The 17,974-nt window shown below is 66.1% G+C and carries 23 protein-coding genes; 22 read left to right on the top strand and 1 reads right to left on the bottom strand.

Annotated elements, in window-relative coordinates; all coding sequences use genetic code 11:
- The first annotated feature begins 68 nt into the window (after nt 1-68).
- The 10 genes from ACFI9K_RS17235 (at nt 69) to ACFI9K_RS17190 (ending at nt 8,293) form a co-directional block, all read left to right on the top strand.
- Nucleotides 69-1,022, top strand: a complete 954-nt coding sequence (locus tag ACFI9K_RS17235; protein WP_462664620.1) for a Ppx/GppA family phosphatase — start codon at nt 69-71, stop codon at nt 1,020-1,022.
- Nucleotides 1,019-2,179, top strand: a complete 1,161-nt coding sequence (locus ACFI9K_RS17230; protein ID WP_462664619.1) for a hypothetical protein — start codon at nt 1,019-1,021, stop codon at nt 2,177-2,179. The genes ACFI9K_RS17235 and ACFI9K_RS17230 overlap by 4 nt, the downstream gene beginning before the upstream one ends.
- Before the next feature lie 12 nt (nt 2,180-2,191).
- Nucleotides 2,192-3,034: a sugar phosphate isomerase/epimerase family protein gene (locus tag ACFI9K_RS17225; RefSeq protein ID WP_462664618.1), complete on the top strand. Its 843-nt coding sequence runs from the start codon at nt 2,192-2,194 to the stop codon at nt 3,032-3,034.
- A gap of 22 nt (nt 3,035-3,056) precedes the next feature.
- Nucleotides 3,057-3,920, top strand: coding sequence for a thioesterase family protein (locus ACFI9K_RS17220; protein WP_462664617.1), 864 nt, complete (start codon nt 3,057-3,059; stop codon nt 3,918-3,920).
- A 19-nt stretch (nt 3,921-3,939) separates the two neighbouring features.
- A complete protein-coding gene (gene proC, locus ACFI9K_RS17215; protein ID WP_462664616.1) occupies nt 3,940-4,755 on the top strand; it encodes a pyrroline-5-carboxylate reductase in 816 nt (271 codons plus the stop codon).
- 127 nt (nt 4,756-4,882) lie between these two features.
- Nucleotides 4,883-5,119, top strand: a complete 237-nt coding sequence (locus ACFI9K_RS17210; RefSeq protein WP_008713658.1) for a helix-turn-helix domain-containing protein — start codon at nt 4,883-4,885, stop codon at nt 5,117-5,119.
- Between the two features lie 218 nt (nt 5,120-5,337).
- Nucleotides 5,338-5,439 carry a 30S ribosomal protein bS22 gene (locus ACFI9K_RS17205; RefSeq protein ID WP_003402602.1) on the top strand — a complete coding sequence of 34 codons (102 nt, stop codon included), beginning with the start codon at nt 5,338-5,340 and terminating at the stop codon, nt 5,437-5,439.
- 161 nt (nt 5,440-5,600) lie between these two features.
- Nucleotides 5,601-6,749, top strand: coding sequence for an NAD-dependent epimerase/dehydratase family protein (locus tag ACFI9K_RS17200; RefSeq protein ID WP_462664615.1), 1,149 nt, complete (start codon nt 5,601-5,603; stop codon nt 6,747-6,749).
- The gene (locus tag ACFI9K_RS17195; RefSeq protein WP_462664614.1) at nt 6,742-7,782 is read left to right on the top strand and encodes a lysophospholipid acyltransferase family protein; all 1,041 of its coding nucleotides are present in this window, start codon (nt 6,742-6,744) and stop codon (nt 7,780-7,782) included. Before ACFI9K_RS17200 ends, ACFI9K_RS17195 begins: the two co-directional genes overlap by 8 nt.
- Nucleotides 7,783-7,804: 22 nt before the next feature.
- Nucleotides 7,805-8,293: an N-acetyltransferase family protein gene (locus ACFI9K_RS17190; protein ID WP_462664613.1), complete on the top strand. Its 489-nt coding sequence runs from the start codon at nt 7,805-7,807 to the stop codon at nt 8,291-8,293.
- A 13-nt stretch (nt 8,294-8,306) separates the two neighbouring features.
- Here the strand turns inward: ACFI9K_RS17190 and ACFI9K_RS17185 are convergent, their stop codons facing one another.
- Entirely contained in the window at nt 8,307-9,242 is a 936-nt protein-coding gene (locus ACFI9K_RS17185; protein ID WP_462664636.1) for an HAD family hydrolase, read from the bottom strand.
- A gap of 285 nt (nt 9,243-9,527) precedes the next feature.
- On the opposite strand from ACFI9K_RS17185, the gene ACFI9K_RS17180 reads away from it, so the two are divergent.
- The 12 genes from ACFI9K_RS17180 (at nt 9,528) to ACFI9K_RS17125 (ending at nt 17,965) form a co-directional block, all read left to right on the top strand.
- Nucleotides 9,528-9,809, top strand: coding sequence for a glutaredoxin family protein (locus tag ACFI9K_RS17180; protein WP_462664612.1), 282 nt, complete (start codon nt 9,528-9,530; stop codon nt 9,807-9,809).
- 155 nt (nt 9,810-9,964) lie between these two features.
- Nucleotides 9,965-10,777 carry a redox-sensing transcriptional repressor Rex gene (locus ACFI9K_RS17175; RefSeq protein ID WP_462664611.1) on the top strand — a complete coding sequence of 271 codons (813 nt, stop codon included), beginning with the start codon at nt 9,965-9,967 and terminating at the stop codon, nt 10,775-10,777.
- Nucleotides 10,774-12,174 (top strand): glutamyl-tRNA reductase, encoded by a 1,401-nt coding sequence (locus ACFI9K_RS17170; RefSeq protein ID WP_462664610.1) that lies wholly within the window; start codon nt 10,774-10,776, stop codon nt 12,172-12,174. Before ACFI9K_RS17175 ends, ACFI9K_RS17170 begins: the two co-directional genes overlap by 4 nt.
- A gap of 5 nt (nt 12,175-12,179) precedes the next feature.
- Nucleotides 12,180-13,130, top strand: coding sequence for a hydroxymethylbilane synthase (gene hemC, locus ACFI9K_RS17165; protein ID WP_462664635.1), 951 nt, complete (start codon nt 12,180-12,182; stop codon nt 13,128-13,130).
- The gene (locus ACFI9K_RS17160; RefSeq protein ID WP_155289207.1) at nt 13,123-13,293 is read left to right on the top strand and encodes a hypothetical protein; all 171 of its coding nucleotides are present in this window, start codon (nt 13,123-13,125) and stop codon (nt 13,291-13,293) included. Before hemC ends, ACFI9K_RS17160 begins: the two co-directional genes overlap by 8 nt.
- Nucleotides 13,290-14,852 (top strand): bifunctional uroporphyrinogen-III C-methyltransferase/uroporphyrinogen-III synthase, encoded by a 1,563-nt coding sequence (locus ACFI9K_RS17155; RefSeq protein WP_032401867.1) that lies wholly within the window; start codon nt 13,290-13,292, stop codon nt 14,850-14,852. The genes ACFI9K_RS17160 and ACFI9K_RS17155 overlap by 4 nt, the downstream gene beginning before the upstream one ends.
- Nucleotides 14,853-14,891: 39 nt before the next feature.
- The gene (gene hemB, locus ACFI9K_RS17150) at nt 14,892-15,866 is read left to right on the top strand and encodes a porphobilinogen synthase (RefSeq protein WP_462664609.1); all 975 of its coding nucleotides are present in this window, start codon (nt 14,892-14,894) and stop codon (nt 15,864-15,866) included.
- Nucleotides 15,863-16,486, top strand: a complete 624-nt coding sequence (locus ACFI9K_RS17145) for a hypothetical protein (RefSeq protein WP_462664608.1) — start codon at nt 15,863-15,865, stop codon at nt 16,484-16,486. The genes hemB and ACFI9K_RS17145 overlap by 4 nt, the downstream gene beginning before the upstream one ends.
- An 80-nt stretch (nt 16,487-16,566) precedes the next feature.
- The gene (locus ACFI9K_RS17140; RefSeq protein ID WP_462664607.1) at nt 16,567-16,740 is read left to right on the top strand and encodes a hypothetical protein; all 174 of its coding nucleotides are present in this window, start codon (nt 16,567-16,569) and stop codon (nt 16,738-16,740) included.
- Between the two features lie 70 nt (nt 16,741-16,810).
- Nucleotides 16,811-17,239, top strand: coding sequence for a hypothetical protein (locus ACFI9K_RS17135; protein ID WP_462664606.1), 429 nt, complete (start codon nt 16,811-16,813; stop codon nt 17,237-17,239).
- A 52-nt stretch (nt 17,240-17,291) separates the two neighbouring features.
- Nucleotides 17,292-17,717: a hypothetical protein gene (locus ACFI9K_RS17130; protein ID WP_462664634.1), complete on the top strand. Its 426-nt coding sequence runs from the start codon at nt 17,292-17,294 to the stop codon at nt 17,715-17,717.
- Nucleotides 17,714-17,965: a hypothetical protein gene (locus ACFI9K_RS17125; protein WP_462664605.1), complete on the top strand. Its 252-nt coding sequence runs from the start codon at nt 17,714-17,716 to the stop codon at nt 17,963-17,965. Before ACFI9K_RS17130 ends, ACFI9K_RS17125 begins: the two co-directional genes overlap by 4 nt.
- Nucleotides 17,966-17,974 lie beyond the last annotated feature (9 nt).

The following is a 17,974-nucleotide window of genomic DNA, read 5'->3' as shown; positions in this document are numbered from 1 at the left end:
GCGGCGAACGGCTGCTGCTCAGAACCTGCTGTCACAAACGACGACGCTAGACCCAGTACCGTGGGCATGTGCGATTAGGGGTGCTCGACGTCGGTAGCAACACGGTGCATCTGCTCGTAGTGGATGCGCACCGTGGTGCTCACCCCACCCCGATGAGCTCGAGCAAGGCCACCTTGCGGCTCTCGGAGAACACCGATTCGTTCGGGAACATCACTGCCGAGGGCGCGGATCGCCTCGTGAACGAGGTTCGTGAGTTCGCGGCCATCGCCGAGCGGTCGGGCTGCAGCGAGCTGATGGCATTCGCCACCTCCGCCGTTCGCGACGCCTACAACTCGGAGGACGTGCTCGCTCGGGTTCTCGCCGAAACCGGCGTTTCCCTGCAGACACTGTCCGGGGTCGACGAGGCGCGGTTGACGTTTCTCGCGGTCCGACGCTGGTACGGCTGGAGCGCCGGACGCATCCTCGGACTCGACATCGGCGGCGGATCGCTCGAACTCACCAGCGGAAGTGACGAGAACCCCGATGTGGCGTTCTCGCTGCAGCTCGGTGCCGGTCGCCTCACCCGCGATTGGCTCGACGAGGATCCCCCCGGAAAGCGTCGTATCGCGGTCCTTCGGGATTGGCTGGACGCCGAACTCGCGACTCCGGCCAAGGAATTGTTGGCTGCGGGCGAGGCGGACCGTGCTGTGGGAACGTCGAAGACCTTCCGTTCGTTGGCTCGCTTGACCGGTGCCGCGCCCTCCGCGGCCGGTCCAAGGGTGACCAGAACTCTGACGGCGAGCGGCTTGAGACAACTCATAGCCTTCATATCGCGGATGACGGCCGCGGACCGTGCAGAATTGGAAGGCGTCAGCGCCGACAGGTCACCACAACTGGTGGCCGGGGCATTGGTAGCGGAGGCGAGCATGCGGGCATTGTCGGTGGAGTCACTCGAGATCTGCCCGTGGGCGCTCAGGGAAGGTTTGATTTTGAGGAAGCTGGACACCGAAACCGACGGCGATCTGGTGGTGAGTTCGAGATGAGCGAGAACAATCCGGACGACACCGGGCAGATCTCGGTTGCCGAGCTGTTGGCTCGAAACGGGCAGAAGACGAACCTGAGTTCGGGCGGACGCCGTCGCCGAGGCGTCAAGGGCGGCATCTCGGTCGCCGAGCTCACCGGTGAGATCCCGGTCGTCCGCGACGAGCCGAGCAGCCGTAGCGCACCGGTGGTGGAACCGCCTGCTTCGACACCTGCCGATCGGGAGACTCCCGCCGCGGCCCGAGTCGAGGCCGACGACAACCGCGCGACACCCGACGGCGGGCCCCCATTCGTGTCCTCGCGGCCACAACCCGCACGGCCGCAGACCGCTCGTCCGACGGCATTTCAACCGGTGGGCAGGCGCGACAAGCAGCAGCCCGAACCCGAACTCCTGTCCGGTTCCACCACGGTGGCCGGTGACCTGCTGAATCGGTCTCACGACGACACCGAGCGCGGTCAGCGCGCGAGTGCACCCGGGACGCCGTCGGATCGGCGGCCGTACGGATCCACCGCGGCCGAACAAGGACGGACTCGCAAGCCCTCCGGTTTCGACGCGCCGCGCCAGGTCGAGGTGGCCGAGCCCAACACCGACGTCACCCCACGGGCAGCGGTTCTCGATGTCGACGACGTCGCCAAGACGGCGGTGTCGCCGCGTATTGCACGCCCCGCCGAGACGGCCCCCGCCCCGCGCAAGGGCGCGCCGACGGGGAAGGCTGCGCCCGGAGTCGGGCGCGCATCGACCGAGAAGTCCGCCGCGACCACCGAGGTCGTCGATCTCGTGAAGCCGGACGCGGTGGCTGTGGACGACACTGCTGCGGCGTCGGACACCGAGTCGAACGGTAAGGACGAAGGATCCCGATCCGGGCGTCGTGCTCCGGCTGCCAAGAGCAAGGGCGGCGCCGTTCGGCAATGGCTGGTGCTCGTCGGACAGGCCGTGGTGGCCGTCGTGGTCGGCGCACTGCTGTTCAAGGGCTTCGAGCAACTGTGGGACGTGTTGCCGTGGGTTGCCTTGGTGCTGTCGGTACTGGTGATCGTCGGTCTCGTCGCCGTAGTGAGAATTCTGCGGCGCACCGACGATCTGATATCGATCGTCATCGCCATTGCCGTCGGTGTGTTCGTGACGCTCGGTCCGCTCGCCTTCCAGCTCAGTACCGGCTGAGCCGGCACCACGATGGCTGCGCAGCGAATACACGTCGGACTGTCCACGGCCTCGGTGTACCCGCAGAACACCGAGGCAGCGTTTCGCTACGCGGCCGATCTGGGGTACGACGGCGTCGAGCTGATGGTGTGGGCCGAGTCGATCAGTCAGGACGTCGACGCGGTGGCCGCGCTCTCGCGGGAATACTCGATTCCCGTTCAAGCCATCCACGCTCCGTGTCTGCTGATCTCGCAGCGGGTGTGGGGATCGGATCCGATCACCAAGCTGGCGCGCTCGGTGGAGGTGGCCGAGAAACTGGATTCGGCGACGGTCGTCGTGCATCCGCCGTTCCGGTGGCAGCGCAAGTACAGCGAGGGCTTCGCCGATCAGGTGGCGGAATTGGAAGCGAACTCGCATGTGGTGGTCGCCGTCGAGAACATGTTCCCGATGCGTGCCGACAGATTCTTCGGCCGTAAGGAGAAATCCGCGCAACGGCTCGAACGCCGTGGTGGGCCCGGGGCCGCGCTGTCCGCGTTCTCGCCGTCGTACGACCCGACGGACGTCGGGCACGGTCACTACACCCTGGACCTCTCGCACACGGCGACCGCGGGCTCGGACGCCCTCGAGATGCTCGATCGGATGGGCGAGGGCATCGCGCACCTGCATCTGGCCGACGGCCGTGGTGCGTCCGTCGACGAGCATCTGATCCCCGGGCACGGCAGTCAGCCGTGTGTGGAGGTGTGTGCCGAGCTGGTCCGCCGCGGGTTCGACGGCCAGGCGGTGATCGAGATCAACACTCAGAACGCCCGGACCGTGCCCGAGCGTTCGTCGATGCTCGGCCAAGCACTCCAGTTCGCCCGAACGCACCTGTCCTGAGTCCGCCGGTAAGTTCTTCGGAATGAGTTCCACCAGCCCCTCTCCGTTCAAGGCCGCCACCACCCTGGCCGCGCTCGACGTCACCGCCGACACCGGGTCGTTTGCCGGTGCGATCGATTCCACCTGGACCATCGGTCCCAAGGTGCACGGCGGTGCCATGCTCGCCGTGTGCGCCGCGGCTGCGCGTCAGCAGATCGTCAGGACCGACCCGAACCAGGAGGACATGCAGCCGCTGGCCGTCAGTGTCAGCTACCTGGCTGCTCCCGATCCCGGTGAGGTCGCGCTGACGACCGTGGTGCGCAAGCGCGGTCGCCAGGTCTGCCACGTGGACGTCGAGCTCACCCAGGCCGGACGCGTTGCGGTGCGGGCCGTGGTCACCCTCGGTCGCCTCGAAACCGAGCCGCCGCAGCACGAGAGCCCGACGGCGGCGTCGTCGATGGCCGTCGAGCCTCCGGCGCAGACGCTCGCGGTGGCGGGTGATCATCCGATGGCGTCGATCGTGCACGTCGCGAAGGGGTGCGAGATGCGCATCGACGAGTCGTCGGCGTCGTTCCTGAAAGGTGAGCAGGGCGAGGCGGAGATCCGGTTGTGGGTGCGTCCTTTCGCCGGTGACGAGGCCGACGTCGACACGGCCGTGCTGTTCGCGCTGATGACCGGTGACATCTCCGCTCCGGTGACCATGAACCACGGAATGTTCGGGTGGGCCCCGACGGTGCAGTTGACGACCTACCTGCGCCGCCGTCCTGCACCGGGGTGGCTGCGCGTGGCGGCGACCAGCTCGGTCATCGGCAGAGCCTGGTTCGAGGAGGACCACGTGGTGCTGGACTCGACCGGTACCGTGGTGGTGCAGAGCCGACAGTTGGCGATGGTGCCGCGCTCGAACTGACATGGCAGGCTTTGGAACCATGACGAGAATTGCAGTGATCGGCGGCGGACGCATCGGCGAGGCGTTGATCGCAGGACTCCTCGAGTCCGGCCACGCGGTACGCGACCTGGTGGTCGCCGAGAAGTCGGAGGCCCGGGCGAAGGAGATCGCGAAGGAATTCGGCGTGTTGACCACCACGGTCACGGACGCCTGCGAGGGTGCCGACGTGATCGTGCTGGCGGTCAAGCCGGCCGATGTCGAGGGCGCACTGGGTGAGATCACCAAGATCGAACTCGACGGCGACCGCGAACAACTGATCGTCTCGCTCGCTGCCGGCGTCCCCACCATCAAGTTCGAGCCCAAGCTCCCAGCCGGGTTTCCCGTCGTCCGGGTCATGCCCAACACCCCGATGCTCGTGGGGGAGGGCGTCAGCGTGTTGGCAGCGGGCAAGTACGCCCGCGCCGAACACCTCGAGCTGGTCCGTTCCATCCTCTCGGCCGTCGGCAAGGTGGTGGTGGTCAAAGAGCATCAGCTCGACGCCGTGACGGCCGTGTCCGGATCGGGTCCGGCGTATTTCTTCCTGGTGGCCGAGGCCATGATCGACGCGGGAGTGGGCCTGGGATTGACCCGCGACGTGGCGTCGGCGCTCGTGGTTCAGACGATGGTGGGGGCCGGGGCGATGCTGGATCGGTCCGACGAGAGCGCGAACGAGCTCAGATATGCCGTGACCTCGCCGGGCGGCACGACGGCTGCAGCAGTGCGAGAATTGGAACGAAATGGCCTTCGAGCAGCGTTTTTCGATGCTCTCGGTGCCGCCAATGCCCGATCCATTGAGATGGGCATCACAGCAGATTGAAAAATCTTTTCCCCACTCCCGTCGCAGTAACCCCATCTGTCCCTATAGGCTCGGGGGCAGCACGTGCGTGTCTGTTCGGCAGGAGGGGAAGCCTGCCGCATGAGACGTGCCGGAGGTATGTGGATTGATGGCGTCTATAAACAAGCCGTCCAAGGGTTCGTCCCCGGATGGTCAACCGGCTCTGGCCGGAACGCAGTTCCTCACGGTCGCCGAAGTGGCGACGCTGATGAGGGTTTCGAAAATGACCGTGTACCGGCTGGTACACGGCGGAGAATTGCCCGCTGTACGAGTGGGTCGGTCTTTTCGTGTGCACGCCAAGGCGGTACACGACTATCTCGAGACCTCGTACTTCGACGCAGGCTAGTAGTGCACGCGGGGCCGGTTTCGTAAGTGCCGGTTCGGACCGGTAGGATTGGCGCTCGTCGTGCCAGCCAGCCGGTGTGCAGCCGTGGGCGAGTACGTGGCCCCAGCGCCAGCTCGGTGACCGAGGCTTGTGGCTCGAAGCCCTTGGGCTTGGTTGTCAGGTAGGCGTACGCAAACGGCGTGCGCGAAAACGCTAGAGAAGAACGTGAGGACACCCGCATGGGTTCAGTGATCAAGAAGCGTCGCAAGCGCATGTCGAAGAAGAAGCACCGCAAGCTGCTTCGTCGTACCCGCGTGCAGCGCAGGAAACTCGGCAAGTAGTTCTGCCGACCTAGGTTTCAACAGCAGGCCCGTCACCATCCGTGGCGGGCCTGCTGTTGTTCGCACATGAGCTTTGCTTCGTGCATGGGCTTTGCTTCTCACCCCCGCGTCCGTCCACCGATCCAGTAGGCTTTGCGGGGAGTCGATGTTGGGGGTGCGCAGTGAGTCCGAGCGATCGTGGCGTTGCCGCGCCCCGGGTTGTCCTGGTGACCGGAGCGAGTCGTTTTCTCGGTGGATACCTCGTCACCAGACTGGCTCAGAACCCGCAGATCGAACGGGTGATCGCCGTCGATGCGCTCTCGCCCAGCAAGGATCTGCTCCGACGCATGGGCCGCGCCGAGTTCGTCCGTGCGGACATCCGAAACCCGTTGATCGGCAAGGTAATTCGTAATGCCGGCGTGGATACCGTCGTGCATGCCGCCACCGTCGCGAAGCCGCCCAGATCCGGCGGCCGTGCCACGATGAAGGACCTCAACGTCATCGGCGCGATGCAGCTGTTCGCGGTGTGCCAGAAGTCGCCGACGGTGGAGAAGGTGGTGCTGCGTTCGTCGTCCTCGGTGTACGGCTGCAGTGCCAAGGATCCGGTGAAGTTCACCGAAGAAATGAGTGCCCGACGCCCACCGAGCGGTGCGTATGCGCGGGACACCATCGACATCGAGGGCTACGTTCGCGGACTCGGCCGCCGACGACCCGATATCGCCGTGTCGATTCTGCGCATGGCACCGCTGATCGGTCCCCGGCTGAACGGCACCATCTCGCGCTACATGACCTCGCCGTTGATCCCCAGCGTGATCGGCCGGGATGCCCGGATGCAGTTGCTGCACGAGGAAGACGCCCTCGCCGCCCTCGAGCGCGCCACGATCGGTGGTCCGGCCGGGACGTTCAACATCGGAGCTGATGGCACGGTCATGCTCTCGCAGGCGATTCGCCGTGCCGGCCGCGTGCAGGTGCCGGTTCCGTTTCCACTGTTCAAGAGCGTCGGCCGCGCCCTCATGGGCGGCATGATGCGGGAATTCACCACCGAGCAACTGGACTATTTCCACTTCGGCTGCGGCCTGGACACCACCCGCATGCGTTCGGTCCTGGGCTTCGAGCCGCGGTGGACTACGGTTCAGGCGTTCGACGACTTCGTTCGTGGTGCTGCGTTGCGTCCGGTCATCAGAACCGAGTGGGTGGACAGCGTCGAGGATCGACTGCTCGCCGCCGTGGATACGGGTGCGTCGGCTGCGCGAACGTTGGCAGCACTGGGTAGCGCGACAACGGCTCCAACGTCGGAAACAGTGCCGAGTTCGGGAGGGACGGGTGAGTGAAGTGGCGAAAGTGATTCCACTGCACGGTGGTCGCTCGGTCCGTGCGTCGCAGGGCTCGCGTGAACGGCATCCCTCCGCATACACCGAGCCGCGTGAGCCCACGCCGCTGCTCGACCCTGCCCCCGTGGTCGAATCACCGCCGGCGGCATCGATCCCGACTCCGTTGCTGTCGATGATCGACGACACCAAGACCGCCGTCGTCGATCAGATCTCCTCCGTTGCCGAATTCGTGCGCAGGCGGCTGGCCGGCGACTACAGCGTCGACGAATTCGGTTACGATCCGCACTTCGCCGACGCCATCTGGCTTCCGCTGCTGCGACCGCTGTTCGAGAAATGGTTCCGGGTCGAGGTCAAAGGCATCGAGAACATTCCGTCCGACGGCGGCGCACTGGTCGTCGCCAACCACGCAGGCGTCGTGCCCGTCGACGCTCTGATGGCGTCGGTCGCAGTGCGCGATCATCATCCGGCGCACCGTCCGCTGCGAATGTTGGCCGCCGACATGGCATTCGAGATGCCGGGCGTCGGGACCATCGCCCGTAAGGCCGGGCACACGTTGGCGTGCAACCCCGATGCCGAGCGCCTGCTGCGTACCGGCGAACTGGCCGCGGTGTTTCCGGAGGGCTTCAAGGGTATCGGCAAGCCGTTCAGCGAGCGCTACAAGTTGCAGCGGTTCGGCCGCGGCGGTTTCGTCTCGGCGGCCCTGCGAACGGGGGCACCGATCATCCCGTGTTCCATTGTGGGCTCGGAGGAGATCTACCCCAAGATCGGCGATATCGCGCCGCTGGCACGACTGTTGGGCATGCCCTACTTTCCGGTCACGCCGTTGTTCCCGCACTTCGGCCCGTTGGGCCTGATCCCGTTACCGTCGAAGTGGTACATCGAATTCGGGAAGCCGATTCCCACCGACTCGTACGACGCCACCGCGTTCGAGGATCCGATGGTGCTCTTCGAGTTGACCGACCACGTCCGTGAAACGATCCAGCACACGCTGTATCGACTACTGGCCAAGAGACGCAACGTCTTCCTCGGGTGATCGCTCGGGTTACCCTGTGCCAGTGCACATTCGCGACACCACCACCGATGACCTGCCCGAGATTCTCGACATCCACAACGACGCTGTCGCCAACACGACAGCCATCTGGGACGAGGAACAGGTCGATCTCGCCGATCGCAGGGCCTGGTTCGACGGTCGCGTCGCCGCCCGATACCCCGTCCTCACCGCCGAGGTCGACGGCCGAGTGGCCGGGTACGCCTCGTACGGTCAGTGGCGGGTCAAGAGCGGGTACCGACACTCGGTGGAGCACTCGGTGTACATCCACCGTGATTTCTATCGACGCGGGCTGGCCAGCGCCCTGCTGACCGAATTGATCGACCGAGCCAAGGCCACCGATGTACACGTGATGGTGGGCTTCATCGAGTCCGAGAACACCACGTCGATCGCATTGCACGAGAAGTTCGGGTTCGCCACCGTCGGCCGGATGCCGGAGGTGGGCGTCAAGTTCGGTCGATGGTTGGACCTGACTCTGATGCAGCTGACGCTGTGAGCCGCTAGCCAGGTCAGCCCTTGCGGCGGCCGATCACGGCGGCAAGTCCGCCGCCCACTGCGCCCAACGCCAACGCCGTCGGTACGCCGATCTTGGCGGCCTTGCGCCCGGTGCGGTAATCCCGGATCTCCCAGCCTCGGTTCTTGGCCAGTTCGCGTAGATCGGGATCGGGGTTGATCGCCACGGCCGTGCCGACGAGAGAGAGCATCGGAACGTCGTTGTGGCTGTCCGAGTACGCCGTGCACCGTTTGAGGTTCAGACCCTCGCGGACGGCAAGTGAGCGCACAGCGTGCGCCTTGCCGAGTCCGTGCAGGATGTCTCCGACGAGGCGGCCGGTGAAGACTCCGTCCTTGCTCTCGGCGACGGTACCGAGCGCGCCGGTCAGGCCCAACCGCTTGGCGATGATCTGCGCCAGCTCCAGGGGAGTGGCGGTGACGAGCCACACCTGCTGGCCGGCGTCGAGATGCATCTGGGCCAGAGCGCGGGTGCCGGCCCAGATCTTGTCTGCGATCACCTCGTCGTAGATGTCCTCGCCGAGGGCCGTGAGTTCCGAGGTGGGACGGCCCTTGATGAACGAGAGCGCCTTCTCCCGGCCGCTGGCGACGTCCTCGCTGTTCTCCTTGCCGCTGACCCTGAATTTGACTTGCTGCCAAGCGAATTGCGCCAAGTCGCCGCTGGTGAAGTATTTGCGCGCAGCAAGCCCGCGAGCGAAGTGGATGATCGACGCACCCTGCACCATGGTGTTGTCCACGTCGAAGAAGGCGGCAGCGGTGAGATCGCGAGGAATTGCACCCTCGGACTCGATCTGCAGGGCAAGGGCGGCGTCGGCACTGGCCTCGCCCGCCACATTGGCGCGGACCTCGGCATCGGACGGCCCGAAGGGGTTGCGAATGCGGCGTATCCGGCGCTTGAACTGCTTGTCCTCGTGCGGATCCTCGGTGTCGACCATATCGATGTCGGGCGTGCCCTCGATCGGCAAGTCGGTTCCCCCGTCACTCACTTCGGTCCTCCCTCCACTCGAGTACCGAACCACTCGAGTACCGAATGCAGGCCACTCGGGTAGTCGATGCAGCCACTCGGCTTCTTCGTGCCAGCCCACTAGGTTTGTCTCGGCCAGCCTAGTCGTGGGTCCGACACGATCGGCGGCGGACAAGCGAAGGCGGCCCCGTGGACGGGCATCGAAGGACATGGTCTGTGACGTTCGTCTCCATCTTCGACGTGTCACAGTGGACGAATGCAGACGATTCTCCCCGGCGTGGCACTTCTCACCCGCGCAGGATGCCATTCGTGCACCCACGCGCTCGAGGTATTGAACGAGGTGTGCCGCGATTTCGACGTCACCGTCACGGTCGTCGACGTCGACGAGGCGGCAACGGAATCGCCTGACCTGCGTGCGGAGTACGGGGACCGAGTGCCGGTGGTACTGCTCGACGGCATCGAGCACAGTTACTGGGAGGTCGACGTGCCCCGATTGCGGGCCGATCTGGCTCGGGCAGGGCACCCTAAGAACGTGTGATTCGTCTCCGTGTGCAGGTGAAGGCCGGTATGCGCAACTTTGTTCATTCGTTCACAAGCAGTTACCGTGGTGTGAACAGCATTCGTGAAATAGACACGAACGCAGGATCAGCGTGAAGACCGGCATCGACGCCGTTCGGACGAGGAGCCCCAGACGTGACCGAAGAGCGCCCGTCGCCCAGCGGCGTAGAGCGGGTCATCCCTCAGGCTACGGTCACCCGTCTGGCGACGTATCTGCGGGTCCTCTCGATCCTCGCAGACGAGGGCGTTCTCATCGTTTCCAGTGAAGAATTGGCCACCGCAGCAGGTGTGGGATCGGCAAAACTTCGCAAGGATCTCTCGTTCCTCGGCCCCAACGGCGTCCGCGGCGTCGGCTACGACGTCGCCCGGTTGCGCGCCAAGATCGAAAGCGCTCTCGGGCTCGATCGCGGCCACCGAGTCGTGCTGGCCGGAGTGGGCAACCTGGGGCAGGCGCTGGCCGGGTACGGCGGATTCGCTCGTCGCGGCTTCACGATGGTCGGCCTCTTCGACCGTGACCCGGCTCGAGTGGGTACCGACGTCGACGGACTGACCGTCCGGCACGTCGACGAACTCGACAAGGCCTGCCGTGAACTCGAAGCGACCATCGGCGTCATCGCCACCCCCGACGACGCCGTGCACGTCGTAGCCGAAAAGCTCGTCGCCGGCGGAGTCGAATGCATCCTCAGCTTCTCGCCGATGGTGCTCGACGTTCCGGACCACGTCGAGGTTCGGCGCGTGGATCTGGCCGTGGAGATGCAGGTGCTCTCTTTCAACAGCTCGCGCAACGTGTCCGAACCGACCGTCGTCACCGCGCCTCGGCCGCAGCCGGTCCCACCGCCTCCACTGACGTCCACGGCACGTCTGGGTCGTAGTCACGGCCCGCGTATCGCCGGAAATCCAAGCCCAGTCAACAGTTCGACAAGAAACGGATCGGTGATTGCACCGTGAGTGTCCTTCTCGTCGGGATATCGCACCGTAGCGCTCCCGTCGCAGTCCTCGAGCGTGTCGCCATCACGGACACCGATCGCCCGAAACTGACCGACAAACTGATGGCCAGCGGAAACATCTCCGAGGTCATGGTGGTCTCCACGTGCAACCGCGTCGAGATCTACGCCGTCGTCGACGCGTTCCACGGTGCCTTGACGGCCGTCGGCGAGGTTCTCGGCGAACACTCCGGCCTCGAGATCGCGGACCTGACCAAGCACGCCTACGTCCGATACAGCGAGGCTGCCGTCGAGCACCTGTTCGCAGTGGCCAGCGGCCTCGATTCGATGGTCATCGGCGAGCAGCAGATCCTCGGCCAGATCCGATCGGCCTACGCCGCGTCGGACGGGCAGCAGGCATCGGGCCGGGTGATGCACGAACTGGCTCAGCAGGCGCTGCGCGTCGGCAAGCGTGTGCACAGCGAAACCGGGATCGACGCCGCCGGAGCCTCGGTGGTCTCGGTGGCCCTCGATCGCGCCGCTGAGATGTTCGGAGGATCCCTCGCCGGTCGCAAGGCCGTCGTCCTCGGAGCCGGTGCCATGGGCGGACTCGCCGTCGCGCACCTCGGCCGCGCCGGAATAGGCGGCCTCACCGTCGTCAACCGCACCCGCGAGCGGGCCGATCATCTGGCGGAGAACGCCGTCTCGAACGGCATCGCAGCCACCTCGGTCGCCCTCGAGAATCTGTCCGACGCGGTGGCCGCGGCCGACATCCTCATCACCTGTACCGGTGCGGTGGGGGCCGTGGTCTCCATCGCCGATGCTCACCTCGCCCTCGTCGGGCGAGACGCCGAGCACCCCCTGGTGATCTGCGACCTCGGACTGCCCCGCGATGTCGACGCCGCGGTAGCGCAACTGCCCGGCATCACCGTCTTCGACATGGAGTCGCTCCAGCGTGATCCCGCAGCCGGTGCTGCGGCCAACGACGCGTCGGCGGCTCGCGAGATCGTCTCGAGTGAACTCTCGGGTTACCTTGCAGGACAACGACTTGCGGAGGTCACTCCCACCGTCACTGCACTGCGTCAGCGTGCTGCCGAAGTGGTGGAAGGGGAGTTGCTGCGACTCGAGTCGCGACTGCCCGGCCTCGATTCACCGCAGCGCGACGAGGTGGCCCGCACCGTGCGCCGCGTCGTGGACAAGTTGCTGCACTCGCCGACCGTGCGAGTCAAGCAGCTCGCCAGCACCCCGGGCGGGGATTCCTACGCGGCGGCGCTGCGTGAGCTCTTCGAGCTGAGCCCCGGTTCGGTCGACGCGGTCGCGACGCCGATGGAGATCGGCGCACTGGAGTTGGTCGACGACTTCACCGCCAGCCGAACCGATCTGCGCCCGGACTCCTCCTCCGGTCAGGAGCGATCCGAATGAGCAACATCGTCAAGATCGGTACTCGCGGAAGCCTTCTCGCGACAACGCAGGCCGACACCGTTCGGGTGGCGTTGGCTGCGGCCGGGGTCGAGGCAGAGCTGGTCATCGTCAAGACTGCCGGCGATCTGTCTGCCGCACCGGTACAGACCATCGGCGTCGGTGTCTTCACCGCAGCGCTGCGCGAGGCACTCGCCGACGGCACCGTCGACATCGCCGTGCACTCCTACAAGGATCTGCCGACGGCAGCCGACGAGCGGTTCGTCATCGCAGCGATTCCGGAGCGTGAGGATCCGCGTGACGCGTTGGTCGCTCGCGACGGGCTGGTACTGGGAGAGCTGCCGGCGGAAGCGAAGGTCGGTACCTCGGCACCACGCCGGATCGCTCAATTGCGGGCTCTCGGACAGGGATTGGACGTCCGGCCGCTGCGAGGGAACCTCGACACCAGGATCGGCAAGGTGGCCTCGGGTGAGCTCGATGCCGTGATCGTCGCCCGCGCCGGGCTGGCCCGCATCGGCCGACTCGATGTCGTCACCGAAGCGCTCGATCCGGTGCAGTTGCTGTCGGCACCCGCCCAAGGTGCCCTGGCCGTCGAATGTCGCTCCGGCGACACCGATCTCGCGGCAGCCATCGCCACGCTCGATGACGCACATGCCCGTGCCGCGGTGGCCGCCGAACGTGGACTGCTGGCCGAGCTCGAAGCCGGATGCACCGCGCCCGTCGGCGCGATCGCCGAGGTCGTCGAATCCATCGACGAGGACGGCCGCATCTTCGACGAGCTGTCGTTGCGCGGCTGCGTCGCGGCGATCGACGGCAGCGACACCATCCGTGCGTCGATCGTCGGATCACCCGACCGCGCCGAGGAGCTGGGCCGAGAACTGGCCCGCGAACTGCTCGATCTCGGTGCTCGCGAACTCGTTTCAGTCACCGAACCAGTACAGGGTGGATCTCATGTCTAGGGCCATAACGGCACCCGTCCGCGGACGCGCCAAACGCACGGCGACCCGTCCTGTCGTACGACGAGAGTCGATCGCCACCGCTCGACTCATTCCGAAACGGGGCACGGCAACCCCGATAGAACTGCAGTACCCACACAAGACAGCACTGGAGAACAACCGATGAGCCCAGTCCGAAAGAACACCAACGGACGGATCCTGTTCGTGGGATCCGGGCCGGGTGACCCGGCTCTGCTCACGGTCCGGGCACGTGAAGTGCTCGGAGCGGCCGAGCTCGCATTCACCGATCCCGACGTCGACAAGGGCGTCACCGCGCTCGTCGGTGCCGACGTTCCACGCGACGCGGAGACGGGCGAGAACGGTGTCGAGGTTCGTCCGGCACTCGGGGAGCCCGCCGAGGTCGCCAAAACGCTTCTCGCCGAAGCCAAGAATGGCCACGACGTGGTCCGGCTGGTCTCCGGTGATCCGCTCACCACCGACTCGGTGATCGCCGAGGTCAGTGCCGTCGCTCGCACGCACGTGCCGTTCGAGGTGCTCCCCGGACTGCCGGCAGGATCCGCGGTGCCCAGCTACGCCGGAATGGCGCTGGGCTCGGGTCACACCGAGGCCGACGTCCGCGGAGAGGTCGACTGGGCAGCCCTCGCTGCTGCTCCGGGACCGCTCGTGCTGCACGCGACGTCGGGCCACCTGGCCGAAACCGCCAGTGCGCTCGTCGAACACGGTCTGGCCCCGCAGACGCCCGCAGCCATCACCGTCCGCGGCACCACGCGTCAGCAGCGCACCGTCGAGGCCACCCTCGCCACCCTCAACGACGCCGGATCCGAGCTCGTCGGGTCCCTCGTCGTCACCGTGGGCAAGGTCGTCTCGGGCCGAAACAAGATGTCCTGGTGGGAGTCTCGCGCACTGTACGGCTGGACTGTATTGGTGCCGCGCACCAAGGATCAGGCCGGTGAGATGAGCGATCGCCTCGTCACGCACGGTGCCATCCCCATCGAGGTTCCGACCATCGCCGTCGAGCCTCCGCGCAGCCCGGCCCAGATGGAACGCTCCGTCAAGGGCCTGGTCGACGGCCGCTACCAGTGGGTCGTCTTCACCTCCACCAATGCCGTTCGGGCAGTGTGGGAGAAGTTCGAGGAGTTCGGCCTGGACGCCCGTGCGTTCTCCGGAGTCAAGATCGCGTGCGTCGGTGAGGCCACCGCGGCGAAGGTGCGCTCGTTCGGCATCAACCCCGAACTCGTGCCGTCGGGGGAGCAGAGCTCCCTCGGACTGCTCGAGGACTTCCCGCCGTACGACGAGGTGTTCGACCCGGTCAATCGCGTTCTCCTTCCGCGCGCCGACATCGCGACCGAAACGCTGGCCGAGGGCTTGCGCGAACGCGGCTGGGAGATCGACGACGTCACCGCCTACCGCACCGTCCGGGCTGCGCCGCCCCCCGCCGAGACCCGCGAGATGATCAAGACCGGCGGGTTCGACGCAGTGTGCTTCACGTCGAGCTCCACCGTCCGAAACTTGGTCGGTATCGCCGGAAAGCCGCACGCCCGCACGCTCGTTGCGTGCATCGGCCCCAAGACCGCCGAGACGGCTGTCGAATTCGGTCTGCGCGTGGACGTGCAGCCCGAGTCGGCTCAGGTGGGACCACTGGTCGAGGCGCTCGCCGAGCATGCGGCACGTCTGCGCGCCGAGGGTGCACTGCCTCCGCCGCGCAAGAAGTCACGCCGCCGCTAGAGCCAGCCGACAACACACCCGGTCCGTCAAGGAGTTCGCTTGTTCCCCACCGACCGTCCCCGACGCCTACGCCGTACCCCGGCGTTGCGTCGGCTCGTGGCCGAAACATCCTTGGAGCCACGGCATCTGGTATTGCCGATGTTCGTGGCCGACGGCATCTCCGAGCCGCGCGAGATCAGCTCGATGCCCGGTGTGTTCCAGCACACGCTCGACTCGCTGAGCGCCGCGGCCGCGGAGGCTGTGACGGCAGGCGTCGGCGGCGTCATGTTGTTCGGTGTGCCCAGGCCCGAGGACAAGGACGAAACCGGATCGGGCGCAACCGATCCGGACGGAATCCTGAACCGGGGACTGGCTCGGTTGAAGGCAGACCTCGGAGATTCGACGGTCATCATGGCCGATACGTGCCTGGACGAGTTCACCTCTCACGGCCACTGCGGTGTCCTGGGGGAGGACGGCTCGATCGACAACGACGCCACCTTGCTGCGCTACGTCGACATGGCCGTCGCCCAGGCGGACGCGGGTGCGCATCTGCTCGGTCCCAGCGGAATGATGGACGGCCAGGTGGGTGCGATTCGGGCAGGACTGGACGCGGCCGGTCATGTCGAGGTGGGGCAGTTGGCCTACTCCGCGAAGTACGCCTCGGCCTTCTACGGCCCGTTCCGTGAAGCTGTGGGCTCGTCGCTGCAGGGTGATCGCCGGACGTATCAGCAGGACGCACGCAACCGCCGGGAAGCCACACACGAGGTGGAGCTCGATCTGGCGGAGGGTGCCGACATGGTGATGGTCAAGCCGGCGATGTCGTACCTCGACATCCTGCGCGACGTGGCCGAGATGTCGCCGGTTCCGGTTGCCGCTTATCAGATCTCCGGGGAGTACGCGATGATCACCGCGGCCGCCCAGAACGGGTGGATCGACCGCGACGCCGCGGTGCTGGAATCCCTCGTCGGCATTCGGCGTGCCGGCGCAGACGTGGTTTTGACCTATTGGGCTACCGAAGTGGCGGGCTGGCTGTGAACGATTTTCCCCCGGGAAACAACCCCGACAGCAACACCCCCAACAATCCACCGTCGCAACCGGATTGGCAGCGATGGGAGCTCGAGCACGGGTTCCCGCAGTCCGGCCCGGAGTTGGAGCCGACGCCGCGTCCGGCACCGGTCGACGTCGAGACCGCCCGCCATCTGTGGTGGGGAGCGGTGCTGATCGGCGCTCTCTCGGCGCTGTACTCGGTGTGGACGTTGTTCGGTGCACGTGAGGAATTCGCACAGTCTCTGCTCGACGAACTCGCGGCGCAGAACGCAGCAGCGGACATGACCGTCGAGTCCACGCAGTCGATGGTGACGGTGATGCTGGTCGTCACCGTATTCGTCGTGATCGGGTTCGGGGCGCTGTTCCTCTTCTGGGTCAAGCGGATGCGTGCAGGCAAATTGTGGGCCCGGATGCTGCTGACCGTCATCGGGTCGTTCATCGTGTTCACCACGATTTTGGACCTGTTCGCCATCGCATCGAGTGCGGGCGCGATGGATGTCGTCATGAGTGTGCTGAGCATCGGACAAGGCGTGCTGGCCGCCGGGGCGATCTATCTGATGCACCGTCGTGAATCCAACGAGTACTTTTTCGCGTCCAGAAAGCAGTAATTTCGGGCGTGTTCCCGACTGTCGAACCGACTCTGTGACTAGCATCACTCTCGATATCTATTCGAGTGATCGGATTCGACATGGCAGAGAACACCCCTGCAGCAGTGAGCGCCACCCCGCCGGCAGTCGTATCGGCAGAGAGCCGCGAGCCCTGCCCCGCGGAGAGCGGCCGTCCAGGTTTGGCGTTGCTCGGACTGTTTCTGGCCGTCTCGGCAGCCATCGCCATCATGGCGTTGGGAATTTCTGCAGGCTGAGCGCACGGTTGCACCACGCACATCCTTCCGACAGAACCTCGGCCCACCCCGCGATGGCAGGATGGCGGGCGTGAGCGCAGACACCGAAGCATCGATCGTCCGTCCCCGGGTGGTCTCCGCCGCCTACTGGCTGTGGTTGATCTCGGCGGTGTTGCTGATCGTTGTCTGCCTGATCGCCCTGACGCTTCCCGCCGATCAGATTCGTGCCTCGTTCAGCTCCGAGGCTCAGGGCAATTCGTTCCTGACCGTGTTTCGCGGCCTCGGTGTGATGTCCGGAGTGGTGGGCTTGGCCGTCGGACTGATGTCGAGTCACGTCCGCGGGGGTGACCGCAGATTTCGGCGCGCCCTGGTGACGCTGTCCGGAGTTGCAGCGGTACTGCTGATCTTCGCCGGGCTGGTGTTCCCGCTCGTTCCGTTGGTGATCACCGTCGCTTTGGTCGTTGCGGCGGTTCTCGCCTACCGGCCGTCGGCACGGGAGTGGTTCCATCGTGAGCAGTGAGACGTCGTCGAGCGAGACCGTACTGTTCCACGAACCCGGTGGCCGATGGCGCATGCTGGCCTGGGGGCCGGCGTTCTGTCTGGTGGTCCTCGCTGTCGAAATAGCTACCGGTCCGGTGATCCACTGGTTCGCCTTGGTGCTGTTCTCGCTGATCCTCGTCGGTCTGACCTACGTGCAGCTGCGAGCCGCCCGAATGCACGTCAGCGTCGAACTCACCACCCGAACGCTGCGTCAGGGCACCGAGACGGTGGACGTGGCCGACATCGACGAGATCTTTCCGCCGGCCGAGTACGCCGACGACGAGTACGAGCCCAAGAGGTGGGAGACCGCCCGCGTGCTCGGGGAACTCTCGGGCGTTCCACGCAAGCGTCACGGCGTCGGGTTGCGCCTGGTGGGCGGCGGACTGGTCCAGGCCTGGGCGAAGGACGACGACGCGTTGCGCGGGGCCCTCGAGACAGCCAAGCGGGAGTACCTGTGAGAAAGTTCGCCGGCTGGGTGGAGCTCGTGATCGCGCTGCTCGCAGTGATCGCGGCCGCCGCGTGCTGGAACGCCGGCGTGCGCACCACTGAGTTCCCGGCGGTGCCCGGAGTGTCGCCGGCGTACTCGGGGACGTTCTATTCGGGGTCCTGGATCGTGCTCGGCGCTGCAGCCGTCGTCGCTGCCGGGTTGCTGATCATCGACGGCGTGCGTCGGGTCCGGACGCCGGTGTCACCCCCTACCGGGTAGGGGTATCGT

It is taken from the genome of Rhodococcus sp. PSi06 (assembly GCF_054960675.1).
The sequence above is the reverse complement of the archived record's forward strand: the minus strand, read 5'-3'. Positions and strand labels throughout refer to the sequence as shown.